21 protein-coding genes are annotated in these 25582 nt (G+C 66.0%); 13 read left to right on the top strand and 8 right to left on the bottom strand.

Annotated elements, in window-relative coordinates:
* Window positions 1-87 precede the first annotated feature (87 nt).
* From ACSQ3Y_RS11795 to cas2, 7 genes are all read left to right on the top strand, one after another.
* On the top strand, window positions 88-2391 hold the full coding sequence (locus ACSQ3Y_RS11795; RefSeq protein ID WP_436177391.1) for a CRISPR-associated endonuclease Cas3'': 2304 nt from the start codon (window positions 88-90) through the stop codon (window positions 2389-2391).
* A 305-nt stretch (window positions 2392-2696) separates the two neighbouring features.
* Complete coding sequence (gene cas5c / locus ACSQ3Y_RS11790) at window positions 2697-3371, top strand: type I-C CRISPR-associated protein Cas5c (protein ID WP_436177390.1); 675 nt, start codon at window positions 2697-2699, stop codon at window positions 3369-3371.
* Window positions 3368-5230: a type I-C CRISPR-associated protein Cas8c/Csd1 gene (gene cas8c / locus ACSQ3Y_RS11785; RefSeq protein WP_436177389.1), complete on the top strand. Its 1863-nt coding sequence runs from the start codon at window positions 3368-3370 to the stop codon at window positions 5228-5230. The genes cas5c and cas8c overlap by 4 nt, the downstream gene beginning before the upstream one ends.
* Complete coding sequence (cas7c, locus tag ACSQ3Y_RS11780; RefSeq protein ID WP_436177388.1) at window positions 5227-6120, top strand: type I-C CRISPR-associated protein Cas7/Csd2; 894 nt, start codon at window positions 5227-5229, stop codon at window positions 6118-6120. Before cas8c ends, cas7c begins: the two co-directional genes overlap by 4 nt.
* A gap of 46 nt (window positions 6121-6166) precedes the next feature.
* Window positions 6167-6826: a CRISPR-associated protein Cas4 gene (gene cas4 / locus ACSQ3Y_RS11775; RefSeq protein WP_436177387.1), complete on the top strand. Its 660-nt coding sequence runs from the start codon at window positions 6167-6169 to the stop codon at window positions 6824-6826.
* Window positions 6827-6875: 49 nt separating this feature from the next.
* Window positions 6876-7916, top strand: a complete 1041-nt coding sequence (cas1c, locus tag ACSQ3Y_RS11770; protein WP_436177386.1) for a type I-C CRISPR-associated endonuclease Cas1c — start codon at window positions 6876-6878, stop codon at window positions 7914-7916.
* Between the two features lie 22 nt (window positions 7917-7938).
* On the top strand, window positions 7939-8232 hold the full coding sequence (gene cas2, locus ACSQ3Y_RS11765; protein WP_436177385.1) for a CRISPR-associated endonuclease Cas2: 294 nt from the start codon (window positions 7939-7941) through the stop codon (window positions 8230-8232).
* 244 nt (window positions 8233-8476) lie between these two features.
* Here the strand turns inward: cas2 and ACSQ3Y_RS11760 are convergent, their stop codons facing one another.
* Window positions 8477-11116 (bottom strand): diguanylate cyclase domain-containing protein, encoded by a 2640-nt coding sequence (locus ACSQ3Y_RS11760; protein ID WP_436177384.1) that lies wholly within the window; start codon window positions 11114-11116, stop codon window positions 8477-8479.
* 204 nt (window positions 11117-11320) lie between these two features.
* Between ACSQ3Y_RS11760 and azu the strand changes: the two genes are divergently transcribed.
* From azu to ACSQ3Y_RS11745, 3 genes are all read left to right on the top strand, one after another.
* Window positions 11321-11779 carry an azurin gene (azu, locus tag ACSQ3Y_RS11755; RefSeq protein ID WP_436177383.1) on the top strand — a complete coding sequence of 153 codons (459 nt, stop codon included), beginning with the start codon at window positions 11321-11323 and terminating at the stop codon, window positions 11777-11779.
* Window positions 11780-11883: 104 nt separating this feature from the next.
* The gene (locus tag ACSQ3Y_RS11750; protein ID WP_179679308.1) at window positions 11884-12162 is read left to right on the top strand and encodes a hypothetical protein; all 279 of its coding nucleotides are present in this window, start codon (window positions 11884-11886) and stop codon (window positions 12160-12162) included.
* A 3-nt stretch (window positions 12163-12165) separates the two neighbouring features.
* The gene (locus ACSQ3Y_RS11745) at window positions 12166-13563 is read left to right on the top strand and encodes a 3-deoxy-D-arabino-heptulosonate 7-phosphate synthase (RefSeq protein WP_436177382.1); all 1398 of its coding nucleotides are present in this window, start codon (window positions 12166-12168) and stop codon (window positions 13561-13563) included.
* 117 nt (window positions 13564-13680) lie between these two features.
* Here the strand turns inward: ACSQ3Y_RS11745 and ACSQ3Y_RS11740 are convergent, their stop codons facing one another.
* Window positions 13681-14577, bottom strand: a complete 897-nt coding sequence (locus tag ACSQ3Y_RS11740) for a LysR family transcriptional regulator (RefSeq protein ID WP_057206454.1) — start codon at window positions 14575-14577, stop codon at window positions 13681-13683.
* A gap of 104 nt (window positions 14578-14681) precedes the next feature.
* Between ACSQ3Y_RS11740 and ACSQ3Y_RS11735 the strand changes: the two genes are divergently transcribed.
* The 3 genes from ACSQ3Y_RS11735 to ACSQ3Y_RS11725 are packed head-to-tail and all read left to right on the top strand — an operon-like array spanning window position 14682 to window position 18542.
* Window positions 14682-16391, top strand: coding sequence for an acyl-CoA dehydrogenase family protein (locus ACSQ3Y_RS11735; protein ID WP_436177381.1), 1710 nt, complete (start codon window positions 14682-14684; stop codon window positions 16389-16391).
* Window positions 16392-16428: 37 nt separating this feature from the next.
* Window positions 16429-17403: a Bug family tripartite tricarboxylate transporter substrate binding protein gene (locus ACSQ3Y_RS11730; RefSeq protein ID WP_436177380.1), complete on the top strand. Its 975-nt coding sequence runs from the start codon at window positions 16429-16431 to the stop codon at window positions 17401-17403.
* Window positions 17404-17411: 8 nt separating this feature from the next.
* Window positions 17412-18542 (top strand): CaiB/BaiF CoA transferase family protein, encoded by a 1131-nt coding sequence (locus ACSQ3Y_RS11725; RefSeq protein ID WP_436177379.1) that lies wholly within the window; start codon window positions 17412-17414, stop codon window positions 18540-18542.
* Window positions 18543-18557: 15 nt separating this feature from the next.
* Here the strand turns inward: ACSQ3Y_RS11725 and ACSQ3Y_RS11720 are convergent, their stop codons facing one another.
* The 6 genes from ACSQ3Y_RS11720 to ACSQ3Y_RS11695 form a co-directional block, all read right to left on the bottom strand.
* Complete coding sequence (locus tag ACSQ3Y_RS11720) at window positions 18558-19595, bottom strand: amino acid ABC transporter substrate-binding protein (protein ID WP_057206462.1); 1038 nt, start codon at window positions 19593-19595, stop codon at window positions 18558-18560.
* A 199-nt stretch (window positions 19596-19794) separates the two neighbouring features.
* Window positions 19795-20304 (bottom strand): GNAT family N-acetyltransferase, encoded by a 510-nt coding sequence (locus ACSQ3Y_RS11715; RefSeq protein WP_436177378.1) that lies wholly within the window; start codon window positions 20302-20304, stop codon window positions 19795-19797.
* A 4-nt stretch (window positions 20305-20308) separates the two neighbouring features.
* Window positions 20309-21643: a phosphoglucosamine mutase gene (gene glmM, locus ACSQ3Y_RS11710; protein WP_057206464.1), complete on the bottom strand. Its 1335-nt coding sequence runs from the start codon at window positions 21641-21643 to the stop codon at window positions 20309-20311.
* Between the two features lie 80 nt (window positions 21644-21723).
* Window positions 21724-22563 (bottom strand): dihydropteroate synthase, encoded by an 840-nt coding sequence (folP, locus tag ACSQ3Y_RS11705; protein ID WP_057206466.1) that lies wholly within the window; start codon window positions 22561-22563, stop codon window positions 21724-21726.
* A gap of 192 nt (window positions 22564-22755) precedes the next feature.
* On the bottom strand, window positions 22756-24684 hold the full coding sequence (ftsH, locus tag ACSQ3Y_RS11700) for an ATP-dependent zinc metalloprotease FtsH (protein WP_057206467.1): 1929 nt from the start codon (window positions 24682-24684) through the stop codon (window positions 22756-22758).
* A 204-nt stretch (window positions 24685-24888) separates the two neighbouring features.
* Window positions 24889-25551, bottom strand: coding sequence for an RlmE family RNA methyltransferase (locus ACSQ3Y_RS11695; protein WP_057206470.1), 663 nt, complete (start codon window positions 25549-25551; stop codon window positions 24889-24891).
* Window positions 25552-25582 lie beyond the last annotated feature (31 nt).

Raw genomic sequence — 25582 nt, 5'->3', positions numbered from 1 at the left:
CGCACGGCAAAACTTTTGGTGACAACTTCAATCCGTACACCAACAATGGTCAGTAAATATCCACCGAGCACACCACGGCCCTACGCGATGGACCTGACAACCTTTGGAACACCTTCGCCTTCGTCACAAGGCAAGACGGCCTTCTACGCCCATTCCACCCCAGACACCAATGAACACAATTGGCAGTCATTGCCGGAGCACTTGCTCAATGTCGGGCACGGGGCTGGCGAATTCGCCGCAGCGTTTGGCGCCCGGGAAATGGCCGAGGTAAAAGGGTATCTGCACGACCTGGGCAAGTACACCATGCCCTTTCAAGCACGATTGCGCGGCAATCCTTTGCGCGTAGACCATTCGACCTGGGGCGCACGCATCGCGGTGCAGCGCTTCGGGCCGATGGGCCATTTGCTGGCCTATGGCATCGCGGGCCACCATGCAGGTCTGGCCAATGGAACAGGTGAGGGAGAGCGCACGCCGCTGGACGAACGGCTGAAAGCGCAGTTGCCTGAGCTCGACAGCACGTGGGAGGGCGACATCCCCCTGCCCTCGAAAGTTGCCCCCCCGCAAGGTTACAGGCCCTATTTCGAGAAAGGTCAGCAGGGCAACAAGCGCAACTCGTTTCAACTGGCGTTTTTGAGCCGCATGCTCTTCTCATGCCTGGTGGATGCCGATTTTCTGGACACGGAACGCTTCTACAAGCGCATCGAGAACCAGCCAGACCACCGCACAGAGGGCGCAGCACTGCCCAGCCTTGCGATGCTGCGAGAGCACCTTGATGCATACCTGCGCGGCATGCCTGCCGGCGGCGATGTGAACCCGCTGCGAGCAAGCATCCTGCGCCATGTGCGGGCGCAGGCCGAGGAGGCACCGGGTCTGTTCTCGCTGACCGTGCCCACAGGCGGCGGAAAGACGTTGGCGTCACTGGCCTTTGCGTTGGACCACGCCATTCGCCACGGACTGCGGCGCGTGATCTTTGTGATCCCCTTCACCAGCATCGTGGAGCAGAACGCGGCCGTGTTTCGCAAAGCACTGGGTCCATTGGGTGAAGTTGCAGTGCTGGAGCACCACAGCAGTTTCGTCGAACAACTACCGCCTCGCGACGACCCCGAAAAGTACCAGTCGGCCAAAAAGCTGCAGTTGGCCATGGAGAATTGGGATGCCCCCATCGTCGTGACCACGGCCGTGCAGTTCTTTGAGGGCCTGTTTGCCGCGCGCCCCTCACAGTGCCGCAAGCTGCACAACATCGCCGCCAGCGTGGTCATCCTGGATGAAGCGCAGACCATGCCGCTCAGGCTGTTGCGGCCCTGCGTGGCAAGCATCGACGAACTGGCGCGCAACTACCGCACGAGCGTAGTGCTCTGCACCGCTACACAACCGGCGCTGGAAGCGCCTGCGTTTGAAGGCGGGCTGACCGGCGTGCGTGAACTCGCGCCAGAACCCGCCAAGCTGTTTCAAAAGCTTGAACGGGTGCGGGTGCGGCATGTGGGAGCCTGGAGCGACGACGAACTGGCAGAGCAGATGCGTTCGCGCGACCAGGTGCTGTGCATTGTCAACAACCGGCGCCATGCGCGTGCCGTGTACCAGGCCATGGCCGACTTGCCAGGGGCACGGCATCTCACCACACTGATGTGTGCAAAACACCGCCGCGAAGTGCTTGATGAAGTACGCCAGATGCTCAAGGAAAAGAAGCCCTGCCGGCTGGTGAGCACGAGCTTGATCGAGGCGGGGGTCGATGTGGACTTTCCCACGGTTCTGCGCGCTGAGGCCGGATTGGACTCCATCGCCCAGGCCGCCGGCCGGTGCAATCGCGAAGGCAAGCGCGGCGTCGATGCCAGCGAGGTGCTCATCTTCGCCAACGAAAGCGAAGACTGGGCGCCGCCGCCTGAACTCACGGCGTATGCCCAGACCGCGCGCGAGGTGCTGCGCCAGTTTGAGGGCGACCCTTTGTCACCCCCGGCGATACGCCGCTACTTCGAACTGCTGTATTGGCAGAAAGGCGGCGACAAGCTCGACGAACCCAATCTGATGGGCCTGCTCTCAAGCGCAATGCCCGACAGCCTGCCCCTGGAAACGCTGGCCACCAAGTTCCGCATGATCGACAGCGTGCAGATGCCCGTGATCATTGCGTTCGACGACACGGCGCGTGAGGCCTTGCGCGCGTTGGAACATGCACCGGGCTGCGGGGGGCTTGCGCGGCAACTGCAGCCGTACCTGGTGCAGTTGCCTCGGCAGGGTTTTGATGCGCTCTACAAAGCCGGAGCCATAGCGCCTGTCACCCCGCAGAAGTGGGGAGAACAGTTCATGGTGCTGATGCACCAGGATCTTTATGACCCACGGTTTGGGCTGAGTTGGGACAACCCATCGTTCATCCGCGTGGAATCGCTATCTTGGTAAAAATCTTCTGGACTGCCCTAGGAATGTGTTGATGATTGGCATTGCAATCAAGACACGGAGACCACGCCATGCAGTCACCTAGAGAGACACGCTCGGATTTACGCATCAAGTTCGAACTGCATTTTCGTGGGCGTCGAACACCTCTGCTGCCATGGTTGGTCATCTGCATGGTGATCGTTGGGATTGCGGGACGACTGATGCAGATGTGGATTGAAACCTAGGGCAGTCGACAGCGCGACTTGCTGGCCATTGCCCCCAGGTCGACCCTGGGGGCATCTTCTAAAAAGAATAGATGAGGAGGGACCATGGCGTTTGGGACAAGGGTTTTGATCTGGGGCGACCGCGCCTGCTTCACCAGACCAGAAATGAAAGTTGAACGGGTGAGTTACGACGTCATCACCCCCTCCGCCGCACGCGGCATTCTGGAGGCCATCCACTGGAAACCGGCGATCCGCTGGTCCGTGGACCGTATCCATGTGCTCAAGCCAATCCGTTTCGAGTCGATCCGACGCAACGAGGTGGGCGGCAAGATATCGCCCGCCAGCGTGACCAAGGCGATGAAGGCAGGGTCAACAGCAGGCTTGGCGAACTATGTGGATGAAGACCGGCAGCAGCGCGCGGCCACCATCCTGCGCGAGGTGGCCTATGTGATCGAGGCCCATTTCGACCTCACGGCCAAGGCCGGGCCAGATGATTCAGTGGGCAAGCACCTGGACATCTTCAACCGCCGCGCGCGCAAGGGGCAGTGCTTTCAGATGCCGTGCATGGGCGTGCGCGAATTTCCGGCGGACTTTCGGTTACTGGAAGAGGCTGATCCTATTCCCGAGAAGCACGACAGCTTGCAGCCTGAGCGCGACCTGGGTTGGATGTTGCACGACATCGACTTCGAGCAGAACATGACGCCACGTTTCTTCCGGGCGCAGATGGTGAACGGGGTGATCGAGGTGCCACCATGGCATAGCGAAAGGGTCAAGGCATGATCCTGCAGGCACTCAACACCTACTACCAGCGCCTACTGGCACGCGGCGAAGAAGGGCTTTCACCCTTCGGTTACAGCCCTGAAAAGATCAGCTATGCCATCCTGCTGGCATCTGATGGCAGCGTGATGGACGTGCACGACGTTCGTGATACGTCGGGCAAAAAGCCCCTGCCCCGCGCCATGAACGTGCCACAGCCCGAGAAGCGCACGGTGGGCATCAAGTCCAATTTTCTGTGGGACAAGACCAGCTACGTGCTGGGTGCCAGCGCCACCAGCAAGCGCGCTGAGAAAGAGCACGATGCTTTCAAGCGACTGCACCAGGAGAGCTTGGCGGGCACGGATGATGCGGGGCTCAAAGCGCTGCTGGCATTTCTGGCTGCATGGACGCCTGAGCGCTTTGCATCGGCCCCTTTCAAAGAAGAGATGCTGGATGCGAACATGGTCTTTCGCCTTGACGGAGAAACCACCTACCTGCATGAGCGCCCTGCGGCACAGACGGTGCGCGCACGCCTGCTGGCTGGCGAAGGAGACGAGGAAGAAGGCGGTGCGGCCACAAGCGCTACCAATTGCCTCGTCACCGGAGAGCACATGCCCGTCGCACGCCTTCATCCCGCGATCAAGGGGGTCAACGGCGCGCAGAGTTCGGGTGCCTCCATCGTGTCGTTCAACCTGGAGTCCTTTGGCTCTTACGGTAAAAGCCAGGGCGAGAACGCGCCGGTGTCCGAACAGGCGGCATTTGCCTACACCACCGTGCTCAACCACCTGCTGCGCCGCAGCGAGCACAACCGGCAGCGCATCCAGATTGGGGATGCCAGCGTGGTGTTCTGGGCAGAGGCGGCGGACGCACAGGAAGCTGAACAGGCGGAATGGACTTTCGCCAGCATGCTGAACCCGAGCGTCGATGACCCACAAGAAGAAGAGCGGGTGCGCACTGCACTGGACAAGGTGGCGAAGGGCCGCCCACTGAGCGAGATCGACCCGAAGCTCCAGGATGGCACGCGCATGTTCGTGCTGGGGCTGGCGCCCAACGCATCGCGCATCTCCATCCGCTTCTGGCAGCAAGGCACGCTGGGGGAGCTGGCGCAACGCCTGGCCGAACACGAGCAGGACATGCGCATCGAGCCCCGGCCATGGAAGACCGCACCTGCGGCGCGCCGGCTGGCGCTGGCCACCGTGCCCAACCGGGAAGGCGCCATGCCCAAGATGGACGACGCCTTCAACAACCTGGTGGGCGAGTTCATGCGGGCCATCCTGAGCGGCAGGCCCTACCCGCGTAGCCTGCTGGCCAACACCATCATGCGCATCCGCACAGACGGCAACCTGTCAGGCCTGCGCGCGGCGCTGTGCAAGGGCATTCTGGCGCGGGAGCAGCGCCTGGGCATCCACAAGATCCAAAACGAGGAGGTACCCGTGAGTCTTGACAAGCAATCCACGAGCCCCGGCTACCGGCTGGGCAGGCTGTTCGCCGTGCTGGAGGCTGCCCAGCGCAGCGCGCTGGGCGGGCAGGTCAACGCGACCATCCGTGACCGGTACTACGGCGCGGCGTCAGCCACTCCTGCCTCGGTGTTTCCGGTGCTGCTGCGCAATACCCAGAACCACCTGGGCAAGCTGCGCAGGGAAAAGCCAGGCATCGCGGTGAACCTGGAAAAAGACATCCGCGAGATTGTCGATGGCCTCAGCGACCAGTTTCCACGCAGCCTGCGCATCGAAGACCAGGGCCGTTTTGCCATCGGCTACTACCACCAGTCACAAAGCCGCTTCACCAAGGGTGACGCCGTCGGCGCGCCTGGCAACGACAACAACAGCGATACCGACAACGATTCCAACGCAGACAACAACACCGAGGGAGCCAACGCATGACCGCCATTGCCCACCGCTATGAATTCGTCTTTCTCTTCGACATCACCAACGGCAACCCGAATGGCGACCCCGATGCAGGCAATCTGCCCCGGCTGGACCCCGAGACCAACCGTGGCCTGGTAACGGATGTGTGCCTCAAACGCAAGATCCGCAATTTCGTCAGTCTGGACAAGGAGGACGCTCCAGGCTATGCCATCTACATGCAAGAAAAAGCCATTCTCAACCAACAGCACGAAAAGGCCTGGGAAGCCGTAGGCCTCAAGCAAGAGAGCAAGGATGCCTACAAAAAGCTGCCCAAGGAAGAAGGCAAGTCACGCGAGATCACCGAATGGATGTGCAGCAACTTCTTCGATGTACGCACCTTCGGTGCCGTAATGACCACAGGTGTGAATGCGGGGCAGGTGCGTGGCCCCATCCAGCTGGCATTTGCCACGTCCATCGACCCCGTGGTGCCGCTGGAAATCTCCATCACCCGAATGGCCGTGACCACCGAGAAGGAGGCCGAAGCCCAGAGCGGAGACAACCGCACCATGGGCCGCAAGCACATCATCCCCTACGGCCTGTACCGCGCACATGGCTTCATCTCGGCCAAGCTGGCTGAACGCACGGGCTTCTCCAATGAAGACCTGGACCTGTTCTGGCGCGCGCTCATCAACATGTTCGAGCACGATAGGTCTGCCGCGCGCGGCGAGATGGCTGCGCGCAAGCTGATCGTTTTCGAGCATGAAAGCGCCATGGGCAACGCGCCAGCGCATGTGCTCTTCGATGCCGTGCAGGTGCTCCCGGCCAAGGCTGAAGCAGACAGCGCACCACGCCACTTTTCAGACTACCGCGTGGAGATCAATCGCGATGCCATCCCTTCAGGCGTTTCGATGCGCGAGTTGATCTGACGCAACGACGGCAAGCAACGTTGTCACGGCACCCAAGGACCGGGCGATGCAAGACGAAACAGACCTGTTCATCCCCCTGTCCGCCCTGCAGCATTACCTGTACTGCCCGCGCCAGTGCGCGCTGATCCATGTGGAGCAGCTGTGGGAAGAGAGCCGGCATACCGCTGAAGGTCGCGTTCTGCATGAGCGGGCGGACAAGCCCCGGGGTGAACGCCGGCGCGGCGTGCGCACCGTGACGGCCATGCCCCTGGCCCATGCGGGCCTGGGCATCACGGGTATTGCCGACGTGGTGGAATTTCATGAGGCGTCAGAAGGCGAGCAGGCCTTTCCCGTCGAGTACAAGCGGGGTCGGCCCAAGGCACACCGCGCGGACGAGGTTCAGCTGTGCGCACAGGCACTGTGCCTGGAAGACATGCTGGAGCAAGCCATCCCAGCCGGCGCACTCTTCTATGGCGAGACGCGGCGCCGCACGGATGTGGTGTTCAATCAAGCGCTGCGCCAGCTCACCCGCGAGACCATTGCAGCCACCCGCGCCATGCTGGTCAGCGGCAGCACGCCCAGCGCACAGTACAGCCCCAAGCTATGCGATGCGTGCTCACTACTGGATCTGTGCCAGCCCAAACTGCTGGGCCGCAGCACCAGCGTGAATGCATGGCTGGCCAGGCAGCTCCAAGACGCCCAGCCGCCGGGTACGGCAGCGCTGTAGAACCACCGGCAACGACCAGGCAAACCGACCGAAGCCAGGTGACCACGCAATGCGCCGGCAACTGAACACCCTGTACGTCACTACCGAAGGCGCCTGGCTGCACAAGGACGGCGCCAACATCGTCATGGAGGTCGACAAGGAAGTCCGGGCCCGGCTGCCCGTGCACATGCTGGAAAGCCTAGTGTGCTTTGGCCGCGTGCTGGTGTCGCCGCCACTGCTGGGCTACTGTGCGGAGCAAGGCATCACCACCTGCTTTCTCACGCCCAACGGAAAATTCCTGGCGCGCGTGGAAGGGCCTGTTTCCGGCAACGTGCTGCTGCGCCGGCAGCAATACCGTTGCAGCGATGACCCAGTGCGTTGCGCAGCCATTGTGCGCAATCTGCTGCAGGGCAAGCTGCACAACCAACGCGCGGTGCTGGGTCGGGCGCTGCGCGACCACAGCGGCAAACTGGCCACGGCCGATGAAGCGGCTTTGACCCATGCACACCAGCGGCTCGAACGCATCGCTGCCAAACTGGTGGACGAAACCTCGGTGGACATGCTGCGTGGCTACGAGGGCGAGGCGGCGCAGTCGTATTTCGGGGTGTTCGACCACCTCATCCGCGTGCCCAGCCAGGCCCTTCGTTTCACAGGCCGCAGCCGCAGGCCCCCGCTCGACGCGGTGAATGCCCTGCTTTCCTTTCTGTACACCCTGGTCACGCACGACTGCCGCTCGGCCCTGGAGAGCGTGGGGCTGGACCCTGCGGTGGGCTTCTTGCACCGGGACCGACCGGGCCGCCCCAGCTTGGCACTGGACCTGCTGGAGGAGTTTCGCCCACTGCTGGCAGATCGACTGGCACTTTCGCTGATCAACCTGCGCCAGATCGGCGAGCGTGATTTTCAGGCCATGGACAACGGCGCCGTGCTGCTGCGCGAGGAGTCGCGCAAGACCGTGCTGACGGCCTACCAGGAACGCAAGCGTGAAGAGTTGCGCCATGTCTTTCTGGAGGAGAAAGCGCCCATTGGCCTGTTTCCCTTCATCCAGGCCCAGTTGCTGTCGCGCCACCTGCGCGGCGACCTGGACGCCTACCCACCTTTCCTTTGGAAATGAACCCCAACGTGAGGGCACAACCATGATGGTGCTGGTCAGCTACGATGTAGGAGCACAAGACACCAAAGCCGGCGCCCGCCGCCTGCGGCATATCGCCAAGGCCTGCCTGGACTGCGGCCAGCGAGTACAGTTCTCCGTCTTCGAAATCGAGGTGGACGCAGCTCAGTGGGTGGCACTCAAAGCACGGCTAACGCAGATCATCGACCCGGCCACCGACAGCCTGCGCTTTTACTACCTGGGCAAACAGTGGCAAAGCAAGGTGGAGCACGTGGGAGCAAAACCAGTGCTGGACCTCAATGCCCCGTTGATTCTGTAGCGAGGCGGCCGCGGGTTAGAACCACGCCGTCGCGCCGCCTATGGGCGCGTGGATTGAGACCACTTCCATGCCAAGTGGCGGGACCCGGGCTACGGTGGCGCCTCACGTGGGCGTGTGGGCGCGTGGATTGAAACTGCGTGATCATTGTGTAGCTGATCCACACCTCGGTTGCGCCCCGCATGGATTGAAATTGCCATCCCCCGGCCAAGCTGGGGGTCTCCGCGCTCCGCAGGACAAGACATGCTCAGATGGTGCTCTTGGCCGCCTGCGGTCCCTGCGCCAGCTGCACGCGGTGCTTGCCTGAACGCTTGGCCTGCAGCATGGCGGCGTCGGCCTCTGCCAGCAGCTCCTGTGCGTCCAGCCGGCCCCGTGACAGCGCGACACCGATGCTCATGCCCACCTGCACGGGTGCCTGTGAGCCCGGCAGTTGCACGGGCTGGCATGCGGCCTGCATCAGTCGATCGAGCACGGCGCGCCATTCGTCCCCGGCCACGGGCGTGAGCACCAGCACGAACTCATCGCCGCCGATGCGCGCCGCCGTGTCCGATGCACGGATGCTGCCCCGCACACGCCCGGCCAGCTCGACCAGGAGCTGGTCGCCTGCCTCGTGCCCCAATTGGTCGTTCACGGCCTTGAAGCCGTCCAGGTCGGCAAAGCAGACCGCGACCCCATGGCCGGCCCGCTGTGCCGCAGCCAGGGCCTGGCGCAAGCGGTCCAGCAGCAGCAGGCGGTTGGGCAACTGCGTGAGCGCGTCGTGGAAGGCCACGTGGGTGATCTGCTCATGCGCCCGCTTGGCCGCAGAGATGTCCACCGCCATCCAGAAGGTCTCGCGGTCCGACAGGCGCACGCCACTCAGGTCCACCCAGATGGCGTCGCCGCTCTTGTGCTGCAGGCGCACATCGGTGCGAAAGTTCTGGCCCCGGTCCAGCCGCAGCGCCGCGGCATTCTCCACGTTGCGGTGGTCCTGGCCATGGGCATACAGGTCCTGCACCTGGGCACCGTCGAGCTCGCCGGGCGCATGGCCCAGCATGCGTTCCATCGCGGCGTTCTTCCAGGTGATGGTGCGGTCACGCAGCTTGACCATGCCCACAAGGTCGCTGTTGAGCATGGCCGACTGGTCGTGCAGCAGGGTCTGCACCTGCTGCAGCGCCTGGTGCTGCGCCGTCACGTCGATCGCCACGGTGCGGCTCATCAGGAAATTGCCCTGGGCATCGCGCACGGCCGTGGCGTTGATGCGCACGAAGCGGCGCGCAGCGCCCGGTGGCGCCAGCTCGACCTCGATCTCCGGGGCCTGCTCCTGCAAGGTCAGCACGATGAAGTGGTCATGGAATCGCAGGCGGCTCGCCCCCTGCAGCAGATCGCTGAAGCGGGTGTGGGACTCCACGGGCGTGCCGCCCAGCCACTGCTGCAGGGTGGCGTTGATGTGCACGACACAGCCCTCGGCATCGAGCGAGAAATACCCGCAGGGTGCGTGGTCGTACAGGTCGCGGATGCGCGCGCCGGATTCTTCCAGGCTTTGCAGCAGGCGCTGCCTGTCGGTGATGTCGCGGGCGGAGCCGAAGATCAGCAACTGCCCGTCGATGTCCACCGCATGCCAGTGCAGGTCGACGTCGATGACCTGGCCGTCCGCCCGCCGGTGCTGCACCTCCACGCGCTGGCGGTCACCGTCACGCACCTTGGACAGCCAGGCGCGGATGGCCGCCTCGTTCTGGTTGGCGTCCCAGCTGGAAACATGCCTGCCCTGCAGCCCCTCCCGGGAGGATCGGTGCATCTGCGCGAACGAATCGCTCATCTCGACCAGGTGCCCCTGGCGGTCGAGGATGTGGATGCCGTCACCGGCCACGCGCAGCAGGATCTGCGTGCGCCGGCTCTGCGCCTCCAGGGCGCGCAGGGTGCCCAGCTCGCGCAGCCCCAGGCGGTAGACCACGAAGGCGGCGGCGCAGCTCAGCAGCCACATGAGGCCGGCCAGCAGACAGAGCATGCGCGCCTCCTGGGCCAGGGGCTGGAAGAAATGCTGGTTGTTGAGCCCCGCAAAGACGATGAATGGCCAGCCCTGCACCTCCCGGTAGGCAACCGTCCGCTCGACCCCATCGGCCGCAGAGGTCGCCGTGTAGACACCCGAGGCCGGGTTGGTCGCCAGGGTCGCGCGCAGCTCATCGGAGACCTGGGTCGACCCAACCTCGACACGCACCTCGTTCCCAGGCGACATCCAGGCCACGAAACGCAGATCCCGTGTCCTGAGCGTGATGGCGTCGCGCTCACCCAGCTCGTAGCGGTGGAACAGCTGCGCAAAGTGGTCCACCCGGATGGTTGCGTACAGGACCCCTGCGAACTGGCCGTTCGCGGCCAGGGGGCGCGCGATGACGATCACCCAGTTGCCCGAGATCTGCGAAACCACGGGCCTGGAGACAATGGGATCACCCGAAGTGGCCTGCCGGGCCTGCTGGAAAAAGGCGCGGTGCGAGATGTCGGCCACCGGCGCCCCGGCCTCCAGGTTGCCCCACCGCACCGACCCCTTCTCATCCGCCAGGCGAAAGCCCTCGGCGCCCTCGAGCAGGCTGCGCCGCTCATCGAGCAGCCGCTGAATGCCTTCGTCCGCCGCACCGGAACCAAACCCGCTGCGCAAAAGGTCGTCCAGCGTCATCCTCAGCACCGCATCGATGAGCCCCAGTTCGGACCCCACGTTGGCCCCGGTGACGGCCACCAGGCTTTCCGCCGTGGTGCGGGCCCGTTCTTCGTGGTTCTGCCGCGACGAAGACAGCACCCACATGACCAGGCCGCACAGCAGTGCCGCGAACAAGGCATTGGACCCCATCAGCAACGTGCCCAGCCTGCGGCCAGGGCGCTCGGCGCGCAAGGACAGCGGTGCGGATTTCTCGGCCATGGGCAATGCTAGCCGAAGCCTTGGCGCAGGGCCACCGGGCCCGCCCCTGGCCCGGATGGATGCGTGGTGCCGTTGCACCAGTGTCCTCTGATGCAGGTCAACAGCGCTGTCGGCCATCGGTGGTCCACTCACAGGCAGCCTGCCCCCCTGCCCTCCAAGGGCTCCTGGGAACGCAGTTTCTTTTTACCGACGGAGAAATGACAAATGACGATCAAGATGAAAAATGCCACAGCCATGCTGCTGACCACCCTGCTCGCCGGCCCCGCGCTGGCAGCGACCTGCGACGTGGAGATCGAAGCCAACGACGCCATGCAGTTCAACAAGTCCAGCATCGCCGTTCCCGCCAGCTGCAAGCAGTTCACCGTGAAGCTCAAGCACGTGGGCAAGCTGCCCAAGACGGCCATGGGCCACAACTGGGTGCTGAGCAAGGCCGCCGATGCTCAGGGCGTGGCTGCCGATGGCATGGCTGCCGGCGTGGACAAGGCCTATGTCAAGGCGGGGGATGCCCGCGTGATCGCGCACACCAAGGTCATTGGCGGCGGCGAAGCCGATGCGGTGGCCTTTGACGTGGCCAAACTCAAGGCGGGAGAGGCCTATGCCTGGTTCTGCTCCTTCCCCGGGCATTCGAGCCTGATGAAGGGCACGCTGGCGCTGGCCAAGTGACGGTGGCACATTGGGGCGGATGCCGCAGGCCGGGCATCCGGTGCGGCTTTCTGGCACGATCGGCGGGATACCCCGCACGCAACCCAGAGAAGGCCCGGATCCGCATGAGCATCGTCGTTTATTGGCAAGAAGCGCCCGGAGTGGCCGCCATGCAGGCGTTTGGCGCCCACGAGCTGGCGCCCGCCCTGCAGTTCTGCGAGGCCCGGCGCAAGGCTGGCAAACGCCATGTGAGCCTCTCGACGGAGCTGGCCGAGAGCGTGGGCCGGCCTGGCGTGAACACGGTAGAGGCCCGGCTGCTGCCCGACGGCACGCCGTACGACTGGACCAAGACCCACCGGGGTGCCGGCCCGGACACGCCGGTGGGCGGCAACGGCGGCGCCTGATTCGTGCCCCTGCTGCCCCACCCTCCCTTGCTCGAACAGGTGTTGCGCACGGTCATGCGCCGCTACCGCCTGCCGGCCACACCGGCAGCCTGCGCGCAACGGCTGGAGACCAGCCCCGCCACCGCGCTGGCCATGGCCATCGACCAGGCGGGCAGCGCTGCGCAGCATGCACATCCGCCAGACGCCGCCACCCAGCACCTGTTCACCGGCTCGCTGGCGCGCCTGATCGGGGATGCCATGCGCGCGGACAGCGGCGATGCCGCCTACCAGGCCATGGTGCTTGCGCACCACGCGCCCCCGGTGCGCGAGGCCATGGCACTGCAAGCCCATGCCGAGAAGGACGAGCGCGAGCTGCGCAGCATCGTCAACGCAGTCGCGCATCCCGCCAAATTCCCGCAGTGCACCGCAGGCCCCCAACGCGAGGCGCTGGCGCAGCTGCATGCAGCCCAGGCCTCGGCGCAGTGGGATGCGCTTGCAGCCACCGCCCGGCGGCTGCTCGCCATGCCGCAGCTGGCTGGCGAGGCACGATTGCAGCGCGACCTGGCACGGCTGCTGAGCGGTGCAGCGCTCGCCCGCATGCAGCACGCCACGCTGCTCGCCGCCAACCCGCTGGTGCAGCAATACCAGGCCCTGCGCGACCAGCATGGCCCCCGCTCGGGCAGCCCCGCCGCCGTCGCGCAAGGCCAGGCCGCGCAGCAGCGCGGCGCAGCAGTGGAGGCGTTGGCCGCGCAGGCGCTCGAAACGCTGGCGCAGCGGCTCAATGCAGCCGAAGGTGCGGCCGGGGGAAGGACAGGCGCATGGCGCGTGGTGACGTCGATGCGGGTGCCGTCCACGCTACCGGGCAGCGCAGAGCGCGCCAAGAGCGAATGGGATGCCGTGCTGCTGCGGCAGGCGGCGGCGCCCGCCGCTGCGACAGAGCCTGCCTGGGATGTGCGCCTGCTGGTCGAAGCCAAGGCCTCCATCGACGCGGCCACCACGGATTTTCCGCGCCTGCTGCGCGGCCTGGGCCTGCTCGCCCAGGCGGACCGGGAGGCTGTATACACCTTCAGCACGCACCAGGGCCCGGTGCTGCTGCGCGGCGCTGCGCTGGGTGCCCTGGGCACGGGCGACGCCGAGCTGCTCGGCACCGTGCTGTACTGCTGTGATGCACTGGCCGAGGGCGCGCCGCACCTGCTGAGCGCCGCCAGCCGTATGCAACTGCTGTCCGCACCCGAGAGCCTGGCCTTTGCCAGTGCATGCGCCCAAGGCCGGCTGGCGGATGCGCGGGATCTCGAACCGGTCTGGCAGCGGCTGCTGGAGTCCCCCCAGTGGGAGTCCGTGCTCCACCAGTACCCGGCGATGCGCCGTGTGCGGGAGTTGGTGGTGCATGTGGCGGACCTGTCCGCCGCCGTCGACCCCTGATACGGATTTGCCTTCAACCGTCTAACGTCGTTGGCTCGCCTTGCCGTGCTATAGCACTGTCTGCGGCTTCCCGCCTAGCTATACGATTGAATGCAAATCCGTAGGACGCAAACTGCATCAGGGCGCCTGGCGCGTGCCCACGAAGCGCTCCAGCTCATCGAGCAATTGCACCACCAGCACGTTGCGCGTTGCCGCATGCCAGACCCCGTAGGCTTCGGACTGCTTGCCCGAGTCTTCGAGCGGGCGGAACACGGCGCCCGGCAACGCGCAATGCCGCATGGCATCGGGCACCAGCGCCACCCCCATGCCCTGCGAGACCAGCGAGACCACGGCCAGCCAGTGCCGTACCTCCAGTCGCACTTCGGGGTAGAAGCCTGCATCGGCGCAGATCGACAGGATGCGCGCGTGGTAGTCGGGTGAGGCATTGCGGGAGAACAGCACGAAGGACTGGCCCTGCAGGCTGGCCACCGCCAGCCGGCGCTTTCTGGCCAGGGGATGGCCCGCAGGCAGGCATGCCACGAAGGGCTCGGACACCAGCAACCGGCAGTCGAGTTCGGCGGGTACGCGGTGTGTGTGGGCAAAGCCGATGTCCAGCCGGTCATGCAGCAACTCGGCCATCTGCTCGGCCGAATTGAGCTCGGTCAGCGTGACCCGCACGGCAGGGTGGGCGGCCTGGAAGCGCACCAGCGCCTGCGGCAGGCCACGGTAAAGCATGGAGCCGACAAAGCCGATGCGCAGCCGGCCCGCAGACCCCTGTGCCACCTGGCGCGCCTCGGTGGCAGCCTCCTGGGCCGCCTGCAAAAGGCTCAGCGCCGAGGCCTGCAGCGCCTGGCCCGCCGACGTGAGGCGCACCGCCTTGCTGCTGCGCTCGAACAGCTGCGCGCCCACCGACTCCTCCAACTGGCGTATGGCCACGCTCAGCGGCGGCTGGGAGATGGCAAGGCGCCGGGCGGCCCGGCCGAAGTGCAGTTCCTCTGCCAGGACAACGAAGTACCGCAGGTGGCGCAGTTCCATGGCGAACCCTTCAACGATATTCAAATCGGAATGAACAAGACCTAATCAATATTAGACAAGAATTATTCACCGGCCAAGAATCGCGGCAAAGGAGACAACACGCCATGCCCACCGACTCTTCGCCATCCGACGAGGCCTGCAGCCATCCCGTGCCCGACCGCCATGGCGCCAGCCTCTACGACAGCGACACCGAGCTGCACCGGCTGCTCTCGCTCTACCTGCCGGCCGACCTGCTGGCGCACATGCGCCCGCACTTCGAACGGCTGGGGGCCCTGGCGGGCGGCGTGCTGGACGAGCTGGCCGGCACCGCCGACAGGAACCCACCCACCCTCTCGCTGCGCACCCGCACGGGCATCGACGCGCAGAGGGTGCACAAGCACCCGGCCTATGTGCAGATGGAGCGGCTGGCGTTCAGCGAGTTCGGCCTGGCCGCAATGTCGCACCGCCAGGAAACGCTGGGCTGGAAGGGCAGCATGCCGCCCCTGGTCAAGTACGTGATGACCTACCTCTTCGTGCAGGCCGAGTTCGGCCTGTGCTGCCCGGTGTCGATGACCGATTCGCTGGCGCGCACCCTGAAGAAGTTCGGCAGCCCCGAACTGGTGGCGCGCTTCATGCCGCGCCTGCAGAACCTGGACTTCGACAGCGTGGCCCAGGGTGCCATGTTCATGACCGAGCAGGCGGCTGGTTCGGACATCGCAGCCACGCAGACGCGCGCCTGGCTCGGCGACCAGGGCCAATGGCGCCTCACCGGCGACAAGTGGTTCTGCTCCAACCCCGATGCCGACTTTGCGATGGTGCTGGCGCGCTGCGATGGCGGCACCCCGGGGTTGAAGGGCGTCTCGCTGTTCCTGCTGCCCCGGCTGCTCGATGGCGGGGCGCCCAACCACTACCGCATCCTGCGGCTCAAGGACAAGCTGGGCACGCGATCCATGGCCAGCGGCGAGATCCGGCTCGAAGGGGCCGTGGCCTACCTGGTGGGCGAGCAGGGCCGGGGCTTCGTGCAGATGGCCGACATGGTGAACAACTCGCGCCTGTCCAACGGCGTGCGCGCAGCGGGGCTGATGCGCCGCGCCGTGGCAGAGGCCGAGCACATCGCCCGCGAACGCCGGGCCTTTGGCAAGCGCCTGCAGGACATGCCCCTGATGCAGCGCCAGTTGCAAAAGCTGGTGCTGCCCGCCGAACAGGCCCGCAGCATGGTGTTCCAGACCGCCCAGGCGCTGGCCCGCTCCGACGCGGGCGAGGCGGCGGCCTACCCGCTGCTGCGCATCCTGACGCCGCTCATCAAGTTCCGCGCCTGCCGCGACGCACGCAAGGTGACCGGCGACGCCATGGAAGTGCGCGGCGGCTGCGGCTACATCGAGGAGTGGAGCGACCCCCGCCTGGTGCGTGACGCGCACCTGGGCTCGATATGGGAGGGCACCAGCAACATCGTGGCCCTGGACGTGGTCCGCGCGGTGAATCGCGAAGGCTCGCTGCCCGTGCTGCAGGCCCATTGCGAGGCGCTGCTGGACGACACGGCCATCGCGCCGGGCTTTGCCGCCGCACTGCGCAGTGCGCTAGCGCGCGCCGCATCGCTGGCCCTGCTGGCCGCTGCAGAGGGCGGCGACCCGCTCGCACGCCAGGCCGCGTCGGCGCTTTACCACGTCACCAGCGCCATCGCGATGGCCTGGGAGGGCGCGCGCGGTGGGTCCGCGCAGCGCATCGAGTGGGCGCAGCTGGTGCTGCTGCACCGCGTGCTGCCGCGCGACCCACTGGCCCCGGCACGCATACCGCTGGAATGGACCGGCGGTGCCACGAACGCCGTGCCGGCCTGAGCCCTTTCCCCCCACACAACAACCCGGAGACAAACCGATGCGACTTCTCACCACCCTCGTGCTCGCCACTGCGGCCGCACTGCCGTTGATGCCACATGCGCATGCAGACACCTTTCCGGACCGCCCGGTCACGCTGGTGATCCCCTTCCCGCCCGGTGGCCCCACCGATGCCATGGCGCGCACGCTGGCGGCCGAGATGAAGGACCGGCTGGGCCAGCCCATGGTGGTGGAGAACCGTGCCGGAGCCGGTGGCAACATCGGTGCCGAGTACGTGGCGCGCTCGGCGCCCGATGGCCAGACCCTGCTGTTTGGCACCTCGGGCCCGCTGGCCATCAACGCCAGCCTGTACCGCAAGATCGGCTACGACCCGGTGAAGAGTTTCGCGCCGGTGATCCAGGTCGGCCATCTGCCGAACATCCTGGTGGTGAACCCCTCGGTGCCCGCCAAGACCGTGAAGGAGCTGATCACCTACGCCAAGGCCTCTCCCGGCAAGCTGAGCTATGCCTCGTCGGGCAACGGGGCCTCGTCGCACCTGGCGGGGGTGCTGTTCAACGCCTCGGCCGGCGTGGACCTGCAGCACATCCCCTACAAGGGCACGGGGCCGGCCTTGACCGACCTGCTCGGCGGGCAGGTGACCATGAGCTTCACCGATGTGCTGACCGCACTGCCCTACGTCAAGAGCGGCAAGCTGCGCGCCCTGGGCGTCACCACGGCAGAACGTTCGCAGGCATTGCCCGAGGTGCCGACCGTCGCCGAGCAAGGGGTGCCGGGCTATGACGTGAGCGTGTTCTTCGGCATCGTGGCGCCGGCGGGTACGCCGCCCGAGCGCATCGCCAAGCTCAACAAGGCCTTCATCGACGTGCTGAATACCGCCAAGGTCAAGCAGCTGCTGGCCTCCCAGGGGCTGGAGCCCGCCCCCTCGCCCAAGTCCGAGCAACTGGGCAAGTTCATCGAAGCGCAGGTGGGCAAGTGGGCCGGCGTCGTCAAGCAGTCCGGCGCGCAACTCGACTGAGGCCCGCCATGAACACCTCCGATTCACGCCCCCAGGGCGCGCTGGCCGGCATCCGCGTGCTGGACATCTCGCGCATCCTCGGCGGACCCTATTGCGGCCAGATCCTGGGCGACCATGGCGCCGACGTGCTCAAGGTGGAACCCCCACAGGGCGACGACACCCGCACCTGGGGCCCGCCCTTCAAGGACGGAGTGGCCTCGTACTACCACGGGCTCAATCGCAACAAGCGCAGCATGCACCTGGACCTGGGCAGCACGCAGGGCCGCGAGGCTCTGCTGGCGCTGGTGGCCGAGGCCGATGTGTTGATCGAGAACTTCAAAGCCGGCACGATGGAGCGCTGGGGCATGGGCTACGAGGAGCTGTCACGGCGCTTCCCGCGCCTGGTGTGGTGCCGCGTCACGGGTTTCGGGTCCGATGGCCCGCTCGGGGCCCTGCCCGGCTACGACGCTGCGGTGCAGGCCATGGCAGGCATCATGAGCATCAATGGCGAGGCCGAAGGAGGCCCGCTGCGCGTGGGCCTGCCCGTGGTGGACATGGTGACCGGCCTGAACGCCGTGATCGGCGTGCTGCTGGCCCTGCAGGAGCGCCAGCGCAGCGGCCGGGGGCAGTTCGTCGAGGCGGCGCTGTACGACAGCGGCCTCTCGCTGCTGCACCCGCACGCGGCCAACTGGTTCCTGGACGGCAATTCGCCCCGGCGCACGGGCAACGCGCACCCGAACATCTACCCCTACGACACGCTGGCCACCGGCACGCAGCCGCTGTTCATCGCCGTGGGCAACGACCGCCAGTTCGCCAGCCTGTGCCGCTGCATTGGCGTGCCGCAGCTGGCGAGCGACGCCCGCTATGCCAGGGCCGGCGACCGCTCGGTGAACCGCGTGGCCCTGAAGGCCGCGTTGGAGGATGCGATGCAGGATTTCGACGGTGCCGCCCTGGTGGACACCCTGATGGCCGCCGGTGTGCCCGCCGCGCCGGTGCTGTCCGTCGATGCCGCGCTGTCGCATCCGCACACGGCGCACCGGGAGATGGTGGTGGATCTGCCTGGCGGCTACCGCGGCATCGGGGCGCCGGTGAAGCTCAGCCGCACACCGGCCACCTACCGCCATGCCCCGCTGACGCCAGGCACGGGCTTCGAGGGCTGATCGCCATCGGGATCCTCAGCGGATCGGGAAGGCGTACATCAGCCCGTTCTTGTTCCACTGGTTGTTCAGGCCGCGCTGCAGGCCCAGGGCCGACTTGGGGCCTACGTTGCGCTCGAAGATCTCACCGTAGTTGCCCGTGGTCTTGACGGCGCGGGCCAGCCAGTCGCGGTCCAGCCCCAGCAGCTTGCCAGTGTCTTCGGTGGTGCCCAGCAGGCGCTGCACCACGGGGTCGGTGCTGCCGGTCTTCAGGCGGTCGACCGAGGACTGGGTCACGCCATATTCCTCGGCCTCGATCAGGCCGTAGACCACCCACTTGACGATGGCAAACCACTCATCGTCGCCACGGCGCACCATGGGGCCCAGGGGCTCCTTGGAAATCAGCTCGGGCAGCACCACGTGCTCCGACGGGTCCTTGGCCTCCTTGTTGCGCACCGATGCGAGGCCGGAGGCGTCGGTGGTGTAGCCCACGCAGCGGCCCGCGAAGTAGGCGGCGGTGGCGGCCTCGACCTTTTCGAACACGGCAGGCTTGATGGCCAGGTTGTTGGCCTTCGAGTAATCGACGAGGTTCTTCTCGGTGGTGGTGCCCGATTGCACGCACACCGTCTGGCCCTTGAGCTGCTTCAAGCCCTTGATGCCGCTTTTCTTGAGCACCATCACGCCCTGGCCGTCGTAGTAGGTGACGGCCGTCTGGTGCAGGCCCATGGACGCATCGCGCGTCAATGAAAAAGTGGTGTTGCGCGAGAGCACGTCGATCTCGCCCGACTGCAGCGCCGTGAAGCGCTGCTGGGTGCTGAGCGGCACGAACTTGACCTTCTCGCCATCGCCCAGCACCGCCGCCGCCACTGCGCGGCAGATGTCCACATCGAGGCCCGACCACTTGCCCCCCGCATCGGCTACCGAAAAGCCGGCCAGCGCCGTGTTGACGCCGCAGACCACCAGGCCCCGGGCCTTGATGCCGTCCAGCGTCTTGCCGGCATGCGCGGACAAGGGTGCGGCACATGTGGCAACGAGGAACAGGCTGGCGACTGCGGTGCGCAGGGGGGAATGGGTCATGAAAGGCTTGCTCCTTGAAAATACGGCCGTGATGCACCCTGCGCACCGCCCGCCGTCACCTTGTGGGTGCGAGATTCTGGACGATACGTGCCGTGCAACCGCATCGGGGTTTACGAGGATCGAGGCGACAGGCTACACGGATTGCACCGCAGCATCTACAAGCAAACAGCTGCTTACAAAAGCCGGGGCCGCAGCCATATCAGAGCAGCTTCTTCTGCAGAAACTGCGCCTGCCCCATCGCTGGGTCCAGCGCATACGGCGCGAAGCCTTCGCGCAGGTACAGCGCCATGGCGCTGGTGTTGCCCGAGAGCACTTCGAGCGTGAGCTTGCAGGCACCGCGCTCGCGCGCGATGGACTCCACCAGCGCCAGCATGCGCTGCGCGATGCGCTGGCCGCGCCAGCCCGGTGCCACCACCACATCGTGCACGTTGACCAGGGGCTGGCAGGCAAAGGTGGAAAAGCCCTCGAAGCAGTTGACCAGACCCACGGGCACGGGCGGCGCGCCCTCTTGCTGTGCCCAGGCCAACACGCTGAAGGCCTGTGGGCGCTGCCGCAGTGCGGCGGGCAGGCCGTGCAGCACATGCGCGGCCAGCGGCTGGCCACCACCGGCTGCGTCGCGGGCGTAGCCGTCGAGCAACTGCACCAGCGCCTGGGCGTCGCTGGGATCGGCGTAGTCCACGCGGCGAACTTCAATCTGTGCGGGAGTCATGGTCTCAACCTGCACGGGCTGCATCGGCCAGGCGCTGGGCGCAGTGGCTCGCCTGCTGGGCCTCGCGCGCCTCGACCATCACGCGCAGCAGGGGCTCGGTGCCGCTGGCGCGTATCAGCACGCGGCCCGTGGTGCCCAGCTCCTGCTTCACGGCCTCGGTCTCTCGGGCCAGCAGCTGGTTCGACTTCCAGTCCTGACCGGGAGCCAGGCGCACGTTGAGCAGCACCTGGGGGTACAGGGTCACGTCGCTGAGCAGCTCGGGCAGCTTCCTGCCGCTGCGCACGCAGGCCTGCAGCACCTGCAGGGCGCTGACCAGGCCATCGCCCGTGGTGTGGCGGTCCAGCGCCAGCAGGTGGCCTGAGCCCTCGCCGCCCAGCGTCCAGCCGTGGCGCGCCAGCTCTTCGAGCACGTAGCGGTCGCCCACCTTGGCGCGCACGAATTGCACGCCGCGCTGCTGCAGCGCCACCTCCACGGCCATGTTGGTCATGAGGGTGCCGACCACGCCGGGCACCTCTTCGCCGCGGCCCAGGCGGTCGGCGGCCATGAGGTAGAGCAGCTCGTCGCCGTTGTACAGGCGGCCCGTGGCATCCACCATCTGCAGGCGGTCGGCATCGCCGTCGAGCGCGATGCCGTAGTCGGCGCGGTTGGCGCGCACCGAGCGCACCAGCGCCTCGGGGTGCGTGGCCCCCACCTCGTGGTTGATGTTCAGGCCGTCGGGCGCGCAGCCGATGGACAGCACCTCGGCGCCCAACTCGTGGAACACCTTGGGCGCCACCTGGTAGGCCGCGCCATGGGCGCCATCCACCACGATCTTCAGGCCCTTCAGGGTCAGGTCCTGCGGGAAGGTGCTCTTGCAGAACTCGATGTAGCGGCCCGCCGCGTCGTCAAGACGGCGCGCCTTGCCCAGGCTGGCCGAGTCGGCCCACACAGGGGCTTCAGACAGGGCCGCTTCCACCGCCAGCTCCCAGGCGTCGGGCAGTTTGGTGCCCTGGGCGCTGAAGAACTTGATGCCGTTGTCGGGAAACGCGTTGTGGCTGGCGCTGATCACCACGCCCAGGCTGGCACGCTGCGCGCGCGTGAGGTAGGCCACGCCCGGTGTGGGTAGCGGGCCGAGCAGCACCACGTCCACCCCGGCCGAGTTGAAGCCCGACTCCAGCGCGCTTTCGAGCATGTAGCCCGAGATGCGCGTGTCCTTGCCGATGAGCACGGTGGGGCGCTCTTCGGTGCGGCGCAGCACGCGCCCCACGGCATGGGCCAGGCGCAACACGAAGTCGGGGGTGATGGGGGCCTGGCCCACGGTACCGCGAATGCCGTCGGTGCCGAAATACTGGCGTGTCATGTGTGAAATCTCCTCGGGTTCTGTCGCTTTTTGGTTTTGCTTCGCACTTGCTCGTACCGGCCTCGTACCTGCCACAGCCCTCACGGCTGTCGCTGCTGCTCCATGGCCTGCCACACGGCCAGGGCGGTCACCGTCTCGGCCACGTCGTGCACGCGCACGATGCGCGCACCGTTCACCACCGCCAGCAGCGCCGCCGCCACGCTGGGCAGCATGCGTTCGCCGGCCACGGCCAGCCCGGTCACCGCCCCCAGGGACGACTTGCGCGACCAGCCGGCCAACACTGCGTAGCCGGTGGCCGCCAGCTCCTGCTGGCGCGCCAGCAGCGCAAAGTTCTGCTCCACCGTCTTGCCAAAGCCAATGCCGGGGTCGAGCGCAATGCGCCCGGGGGCCACGCCCAGGGCCTGCAGACCGTCGGCCGCCTGCGCCAGGAACGACAGCACCTGGGCCACCACGTCGCCCGCCATGGGCGCCACCTGCATGGTCTGCGGATCGCGGTGCATGTGCATCAGGCAAACCCCGCACAGCGGGTGGCTGGCCACCACGGCCGCCGCGCCAGGTTGGCGCAGCGCCCACACATCGTTGACGATGTCGGCCCCCAGGTCGAGCACGGCCTGCATCACCTCGGGCTTGTAGGTGTCGACAGACACCGGTACGCCCAGCGACACTGCGCCCTGCACCACCGGCACCACGCGGGCCAGCTCTTCGGCCAGCGCCACGGCGGGGCTGCCGGGGCGCGTGGATTCACCGCCGATGTCGAGGATGCGCGCACCATCGCGCACCAGTTGCTCGCAATGGCGCAGCGCAGCGGCCGTGCTGGCGTGCTGCCCGCCGTCCGAGAACGAATCGGGCGTGACATTGACGATGCCCATGACCTGCGGCCGGGCGAGATCAATGGCGAAGCGGGAGGTCTGCCAGAGCATGGAATGGGAGGTGGTCCACCGGGGATTGAACGGCGCCGCCAGGGACGCACAGGCAGGGGGACGGAAGGGAAGTGGATGCGGGAGAGAGACGAAGAAAGGGTTGCTGCCGGGCCCGGCCACGAAAAACGGGGCACTGGGCCCCGTTGCTGCGGTCGAACCGCTGGTTCGCCTGTCGTGCCTGGACGCTCTCTATCAGGCGGCCGATGGAGCTGCTGGCGCAGCCTCGGTGGCCACGGCAGGCGTGCCGCCACCAGGGGTGTCCCCACCCGACGAAGGCGTGCGGGGCGTCCAGTCCTTGGGAGGGCGTGGAGGCTTGCCGGCCATGATGTCGTCGAGCTGTTCCGTGTCGATGGTTTCCCATTCGAGCAGGGCTTTGGCCATGGCGTGCATCTTGTCGCTGTTCTCTTCGATCAGGCGGCGGGCCAGGTCGTACTGCTCGTCGATGATGCGGCGCACCTCGCCATCGACCTTTTCCATGGTCTGCTCGCTCATGTTGGTGGTCTTGGTGACCGAGCGGCCCAGGAACACTTCGCCTTCGTTCTCGGCATAAACCATCGGGCCCAAGGCTGCGGTCATGCCGTAGCGGGTCACCATGTCACGCGCGATGTGCGTGGCACGCTCAAAGTCGTTGCTGGCGCCGGTGGTCATCTGGTTCATGAACACTTCTTCGGCAATGCGGCCACCGAACAGCATGCTGATCTGGTTGAGCATGTATTCACGGTCGTAGCTGTAGCGGTCCTGCGCGGGCAGGCTCATCGTCACGCCCAGGGCACGGCCACGGGGGATGATGGTGACCTTGTGCACCGGGTCGCACTTGGGCAGCAGCTTGCCGATCAGGGCGTGGCCGGACTCGTGGTAGGCCGTGTTGCGGCGCTCTTCCTCGGGCATGACCATGCTCTTGCGCTCGGGGCCCATGAGGATCTTGTCCTTGGCCTTCTCGAAGTCCTGCATCTCCACGGTGCGGGCGTTGCGGCGCGCAGCCATCAGGGCGGCTTCATTGCACAGGTTGGCCAGGTCGGCACCGCTCATGCCAGGCGTGCCACGGGCAATGATGTTCGGGGCCACGTCCTGGCCGATCGGGATCTTGCGCATGTGCACGTTCAGGATCTGTTCGCGGCCGCGGATGTCGGGCAGCGTCACGTACACCTGGCGGTCGAAACGGCCGGGGCGCAGCAGGGCGGCGTCCAGGATGTCGGGGCGGTTGGTGGCAGCCACCACGATCACGCCCAGGTTGGTTTCGAAGCCGTCCATCTCGACCAGCATCTGGTTCAGGGTCTGCTCGCGCTCGTCGTTGCCACCACCGAGGCCGGCACCGCGCTGGCGGCCCACGGCGTCGATTTCATCGATGAAGATGATGCAAGGGGCGTTCTTCTTGGCGTTGTCGAACATGTCGCGCACACGGGCCGCGCCCACGCCGACGAACATTTCCACGAAGTCGGAGCCCGAGATGCTGAAGAACGGCACCTTGGCTTCGCCCGCGATGGACTTGGCCAGCAGGGTCTTGCCGGTGCCGGGCGGGCCGACCAGCAGCAGGCCGCGCGGAATGCGCCCGCCGAGCTTCTGGAATTTTTGCGGGTCTTTCAGGAAGTCCACGACTTCCTTGACTTCTTCCTTGGCCTCATCACAACCGGCCACGTCCGCGAACGTGACCTGGTTGTTGTTCTCGTCGAGCATGCGCGCCTTGCTCTTGCCGAAGCTGAAGGCGCCGCCCTTGCCGCCGCCCTGCATCTGGCGCATGAAGTAGACCCATACGCCGATGAGCAGCAGCATGGGGCCCCAGCTGACCAGCAAGGTCATGAGCAGGGAGCCTTCTTCACGGGGCTTGACGTCGAACTTGACGTTGTGGCTGATCAGGTCGCCCACGAGGCCACGGTCCAGCACCGATGCGTTCGTGCGGATCTTGCGGTCGTCGTTGGTCGTGGCAACGATCTCGCCGCCGCTCAACCCTTCGGGGATGGTGGCGCTCTTGATACGGTTGTTACGAACTTCTTCGAGGAATTCGGAGTACCCGATATGTCCTGCGCTGGCGCCGCCACGGGTGTCAAACTGCTTGAACACCGTGAACAGCACCATGGCAATGACCAGCCATACGGCAATTTTTGAAAACCACTGATTGTTCAAGCGGGGCTCCAGTTGCAAGGGAGAAAGGGCGACGGTCACAAAGCCGTCACGGCCTATATGTGGCCCATTTTAGGTCTTTCAAGCGCAGACACCATGGCTATTCCCCCTAGCGGCCATGGGCACCGCTCGGGATTTGCGGGGGTTTGTCACATATCGGCGGGGGTTTTGCCTCTCAGGCAGCCCCCTTTGGGAGATTTCGGCGCATCACGCCGATTTCTTGAGCCCCATGCCGACCAGGAAGGTTTCTGACGATTTATCGCGCGATGCCTTGGGCTTTACGGGTTTCACCACCTTGAAGGTCTGCTTGAACAGCGTGACCAGGTCGCTGTAGCCGCTGCCGTGAAACAGCTTGACCACCAACGCCCCATCGGGCTTGAGGTGGGTGGTGGCGAATTCCACCGCCAGCTCGACCAGATGGGAAATGCGGGCGGCATCGGCCGATTCAATCCCCGAGAGGTTGGGCGCCATGTCCGAGACCACCACGTCCACCACCCGGCCGTCCAGTGCCGCCTCCAGTTGCGCCAGCACCGCCTCTTCGCGAAAATCCCCGTTCAGGAAGGTCACGCCCTCGACGGGCTCCATGGGCAGGATGTCCAGGGCGATGATGGTGCCGTTGAGTTGCCCCGTGGCCGCGCCACCCGGCGACAGGCGTCGGCGCACGTACTGGCTCCAGGCACCTGGCGTGGAGCCCAGGTCCACCACCGTATTGCCGGGCTTGATGAGGTGCAGCTGCTCATCGATCTCCTTGAGCTTGTAGGCTGCGCGGGCCCGAAAACCCTCTTTCTGGGCCAACTTGACGTAGGTGTCGTTGACGTGGTCATTGAGCCACGCCTTGTTGACCTTCTTGCTTTGGGTTTTAACTTTCATTGTGTTTTTCTTTCAGCCTCGATAATACGGC

The sequence above is a fragment of the Acidovorax sp. LjRoot66 genome (genome assembly GCF_964253305.1).
Classification (GTDB): Bacteria; Pseudomonadota; Gammaproteobacteria; order Burkholderiales; family Burkholderiaceae_C; genus Acidovorax.
Note: the sequence above shows the minus strand (reverse complement) of the source record. Positions and strands in the feature narration are given on the sequence as shown.

What these genes read in the sequence shown, in the direction of transcription:
- ACSQ3Y_RS11795 (WP_436177391.1), top strand. Translation starts at nt 88, where the DNA reads ATGGACCTGACAACCTTTGGAACACCTTCGCCTTCGTCACAAGGCAAG.
- cas5c (WP_436177390.1), top strand. Translation starts at nt 2,697, where the DNA reads ATGGCGTTTGGGACAAGGGTTTTGATCTGGGGCGACCGCGCCTGCTTC.
- cas8c (WP_436177389.1), top strand. Translation starts at nt 3,368, where the DNA reads ATGATCCTGCAGGCACTCAACACCTACTACCAGCGCCTACTGGCACGC.
- cas7c (WP_436177388.1), top strand. Translation starts at nt 5,227, where the DNA reads ATGACCGCCATTGCCCACCGCTATGAATTCGTCTTTCTCTTCGACATC.
- cas4 (WP_436177387.1), top strand. Translation starts at nt 6,167, where the DNA reads ATGCAAGACGAAACAGACCTGTTCATCCCCCTGTCCGCCCTGCAGCAT.
- cas1c (WP_436177386.1), top strand. Translation starts at nt 6,876, where the DNA reads ATGCGCCGGCAACTGAACACCCTGTACGTCACTACCGAAGGCGCCTGG.
- cas2 (WP_436177385.1), top strand. Translation starts at nt 7,939, where the DNA reads ATGATGGTGCTGGTCAGCTACGATGTAGGAGCACAAGACACCAAAGCC.
- ACSQ3Y_RS11760 (WP_436177384.1), bottom strand. Translation starts at nt 11,116, where the DNA reads ATGGCCGAGAAATCCGCACCGCTGTCCTTGCGCGCCGAGCGCCCTGGC.
- azu (WP_436177383.1), top strand. Translation starts at nt 11,321, where the DNA reads ATGACGATCAAGATGAAAAATGCCACAGCCATGCTGCTGACCACCCTG.
- ACSQ3Y_RS11750 (WP_179679308.1), top strand. Translation starts at nt 11,884, where the DNA reads ATGAGCATCGTCGTTTATTGGCAAGAAGCGCCCGGAGTGGCCGCCATG.
- ACSQ3Y_RS11740 (WP_057206454.1), bottom strand. Translation starts at nt 14,577, where the DNA reads ATGGAACTGCGCCACCTGCGGTACTTCGTTGTCCTGGCAGAGGAACTG.
- ACSQ3Y_RS11735 (WP_436177381.1), top strand. Translation starts at nt 14,682, where the DNA reads ATGCCCACCGACTCTTCGCCATCCGACGAGGCCTGCAGCCATCCCGTG.
- ACSQ3Y_RS11730 (WP_436177380.1), top strand. Translation starts at nt 16,429, where the DNA reads ATGCGACTTCTCACCACCCTCGTGCTCGCCACTGCGGCCGCACTGCCG.
- ACSQ3Y_RS11725 (WP_436177379.1), top strand. Translation starts at nt 17,412, where the DNA reads ATGAACACCTCCGATTCACGCCCCCAGGGCGCGCTGGCCGGCATCCGC.
- ACSQ3Y_RS11720 (WP_057206462.1), bottom strand. Translation starts at nt 19,595, where the DNA reads ATGACCCATTCCCCCCTGCGCACCGCAGTCGCCAGCCTGTTCCTCGTT.
- ACSQ3Y_RS11715 (WP_436177378.1), bottom strand. Translation starts at nt 20,304, where the DNA reads ATGACTCCCGCACAGATTGAAGTTCGCCGCGTGGACTACGCCGATCCC.
- glmM (WP_057206464.1), bottom strand. Translation starts at nt 21,643, where the DNA reads ATGACACGCCAGTATTTCGGCACCGACGGCATTCGCGGTACCGTGGGC.
- folP (WP_057206466.1), bottom strand. Translation starts at nt 22,563, where the DNA reads ATGCTCTGGCAGACCTCCCGCTTCGCCATTGATCTCGCCCGGCCGCAG.
- ACSQ3Y_RS11695 (WP_057206470.1), bottom strand. Translation starts at nt 25,551, where the DNA reads ATGAAAGTTAAAACCCAAAGCAAGAAGGTCAACAAGGCGTGGCTCAAT.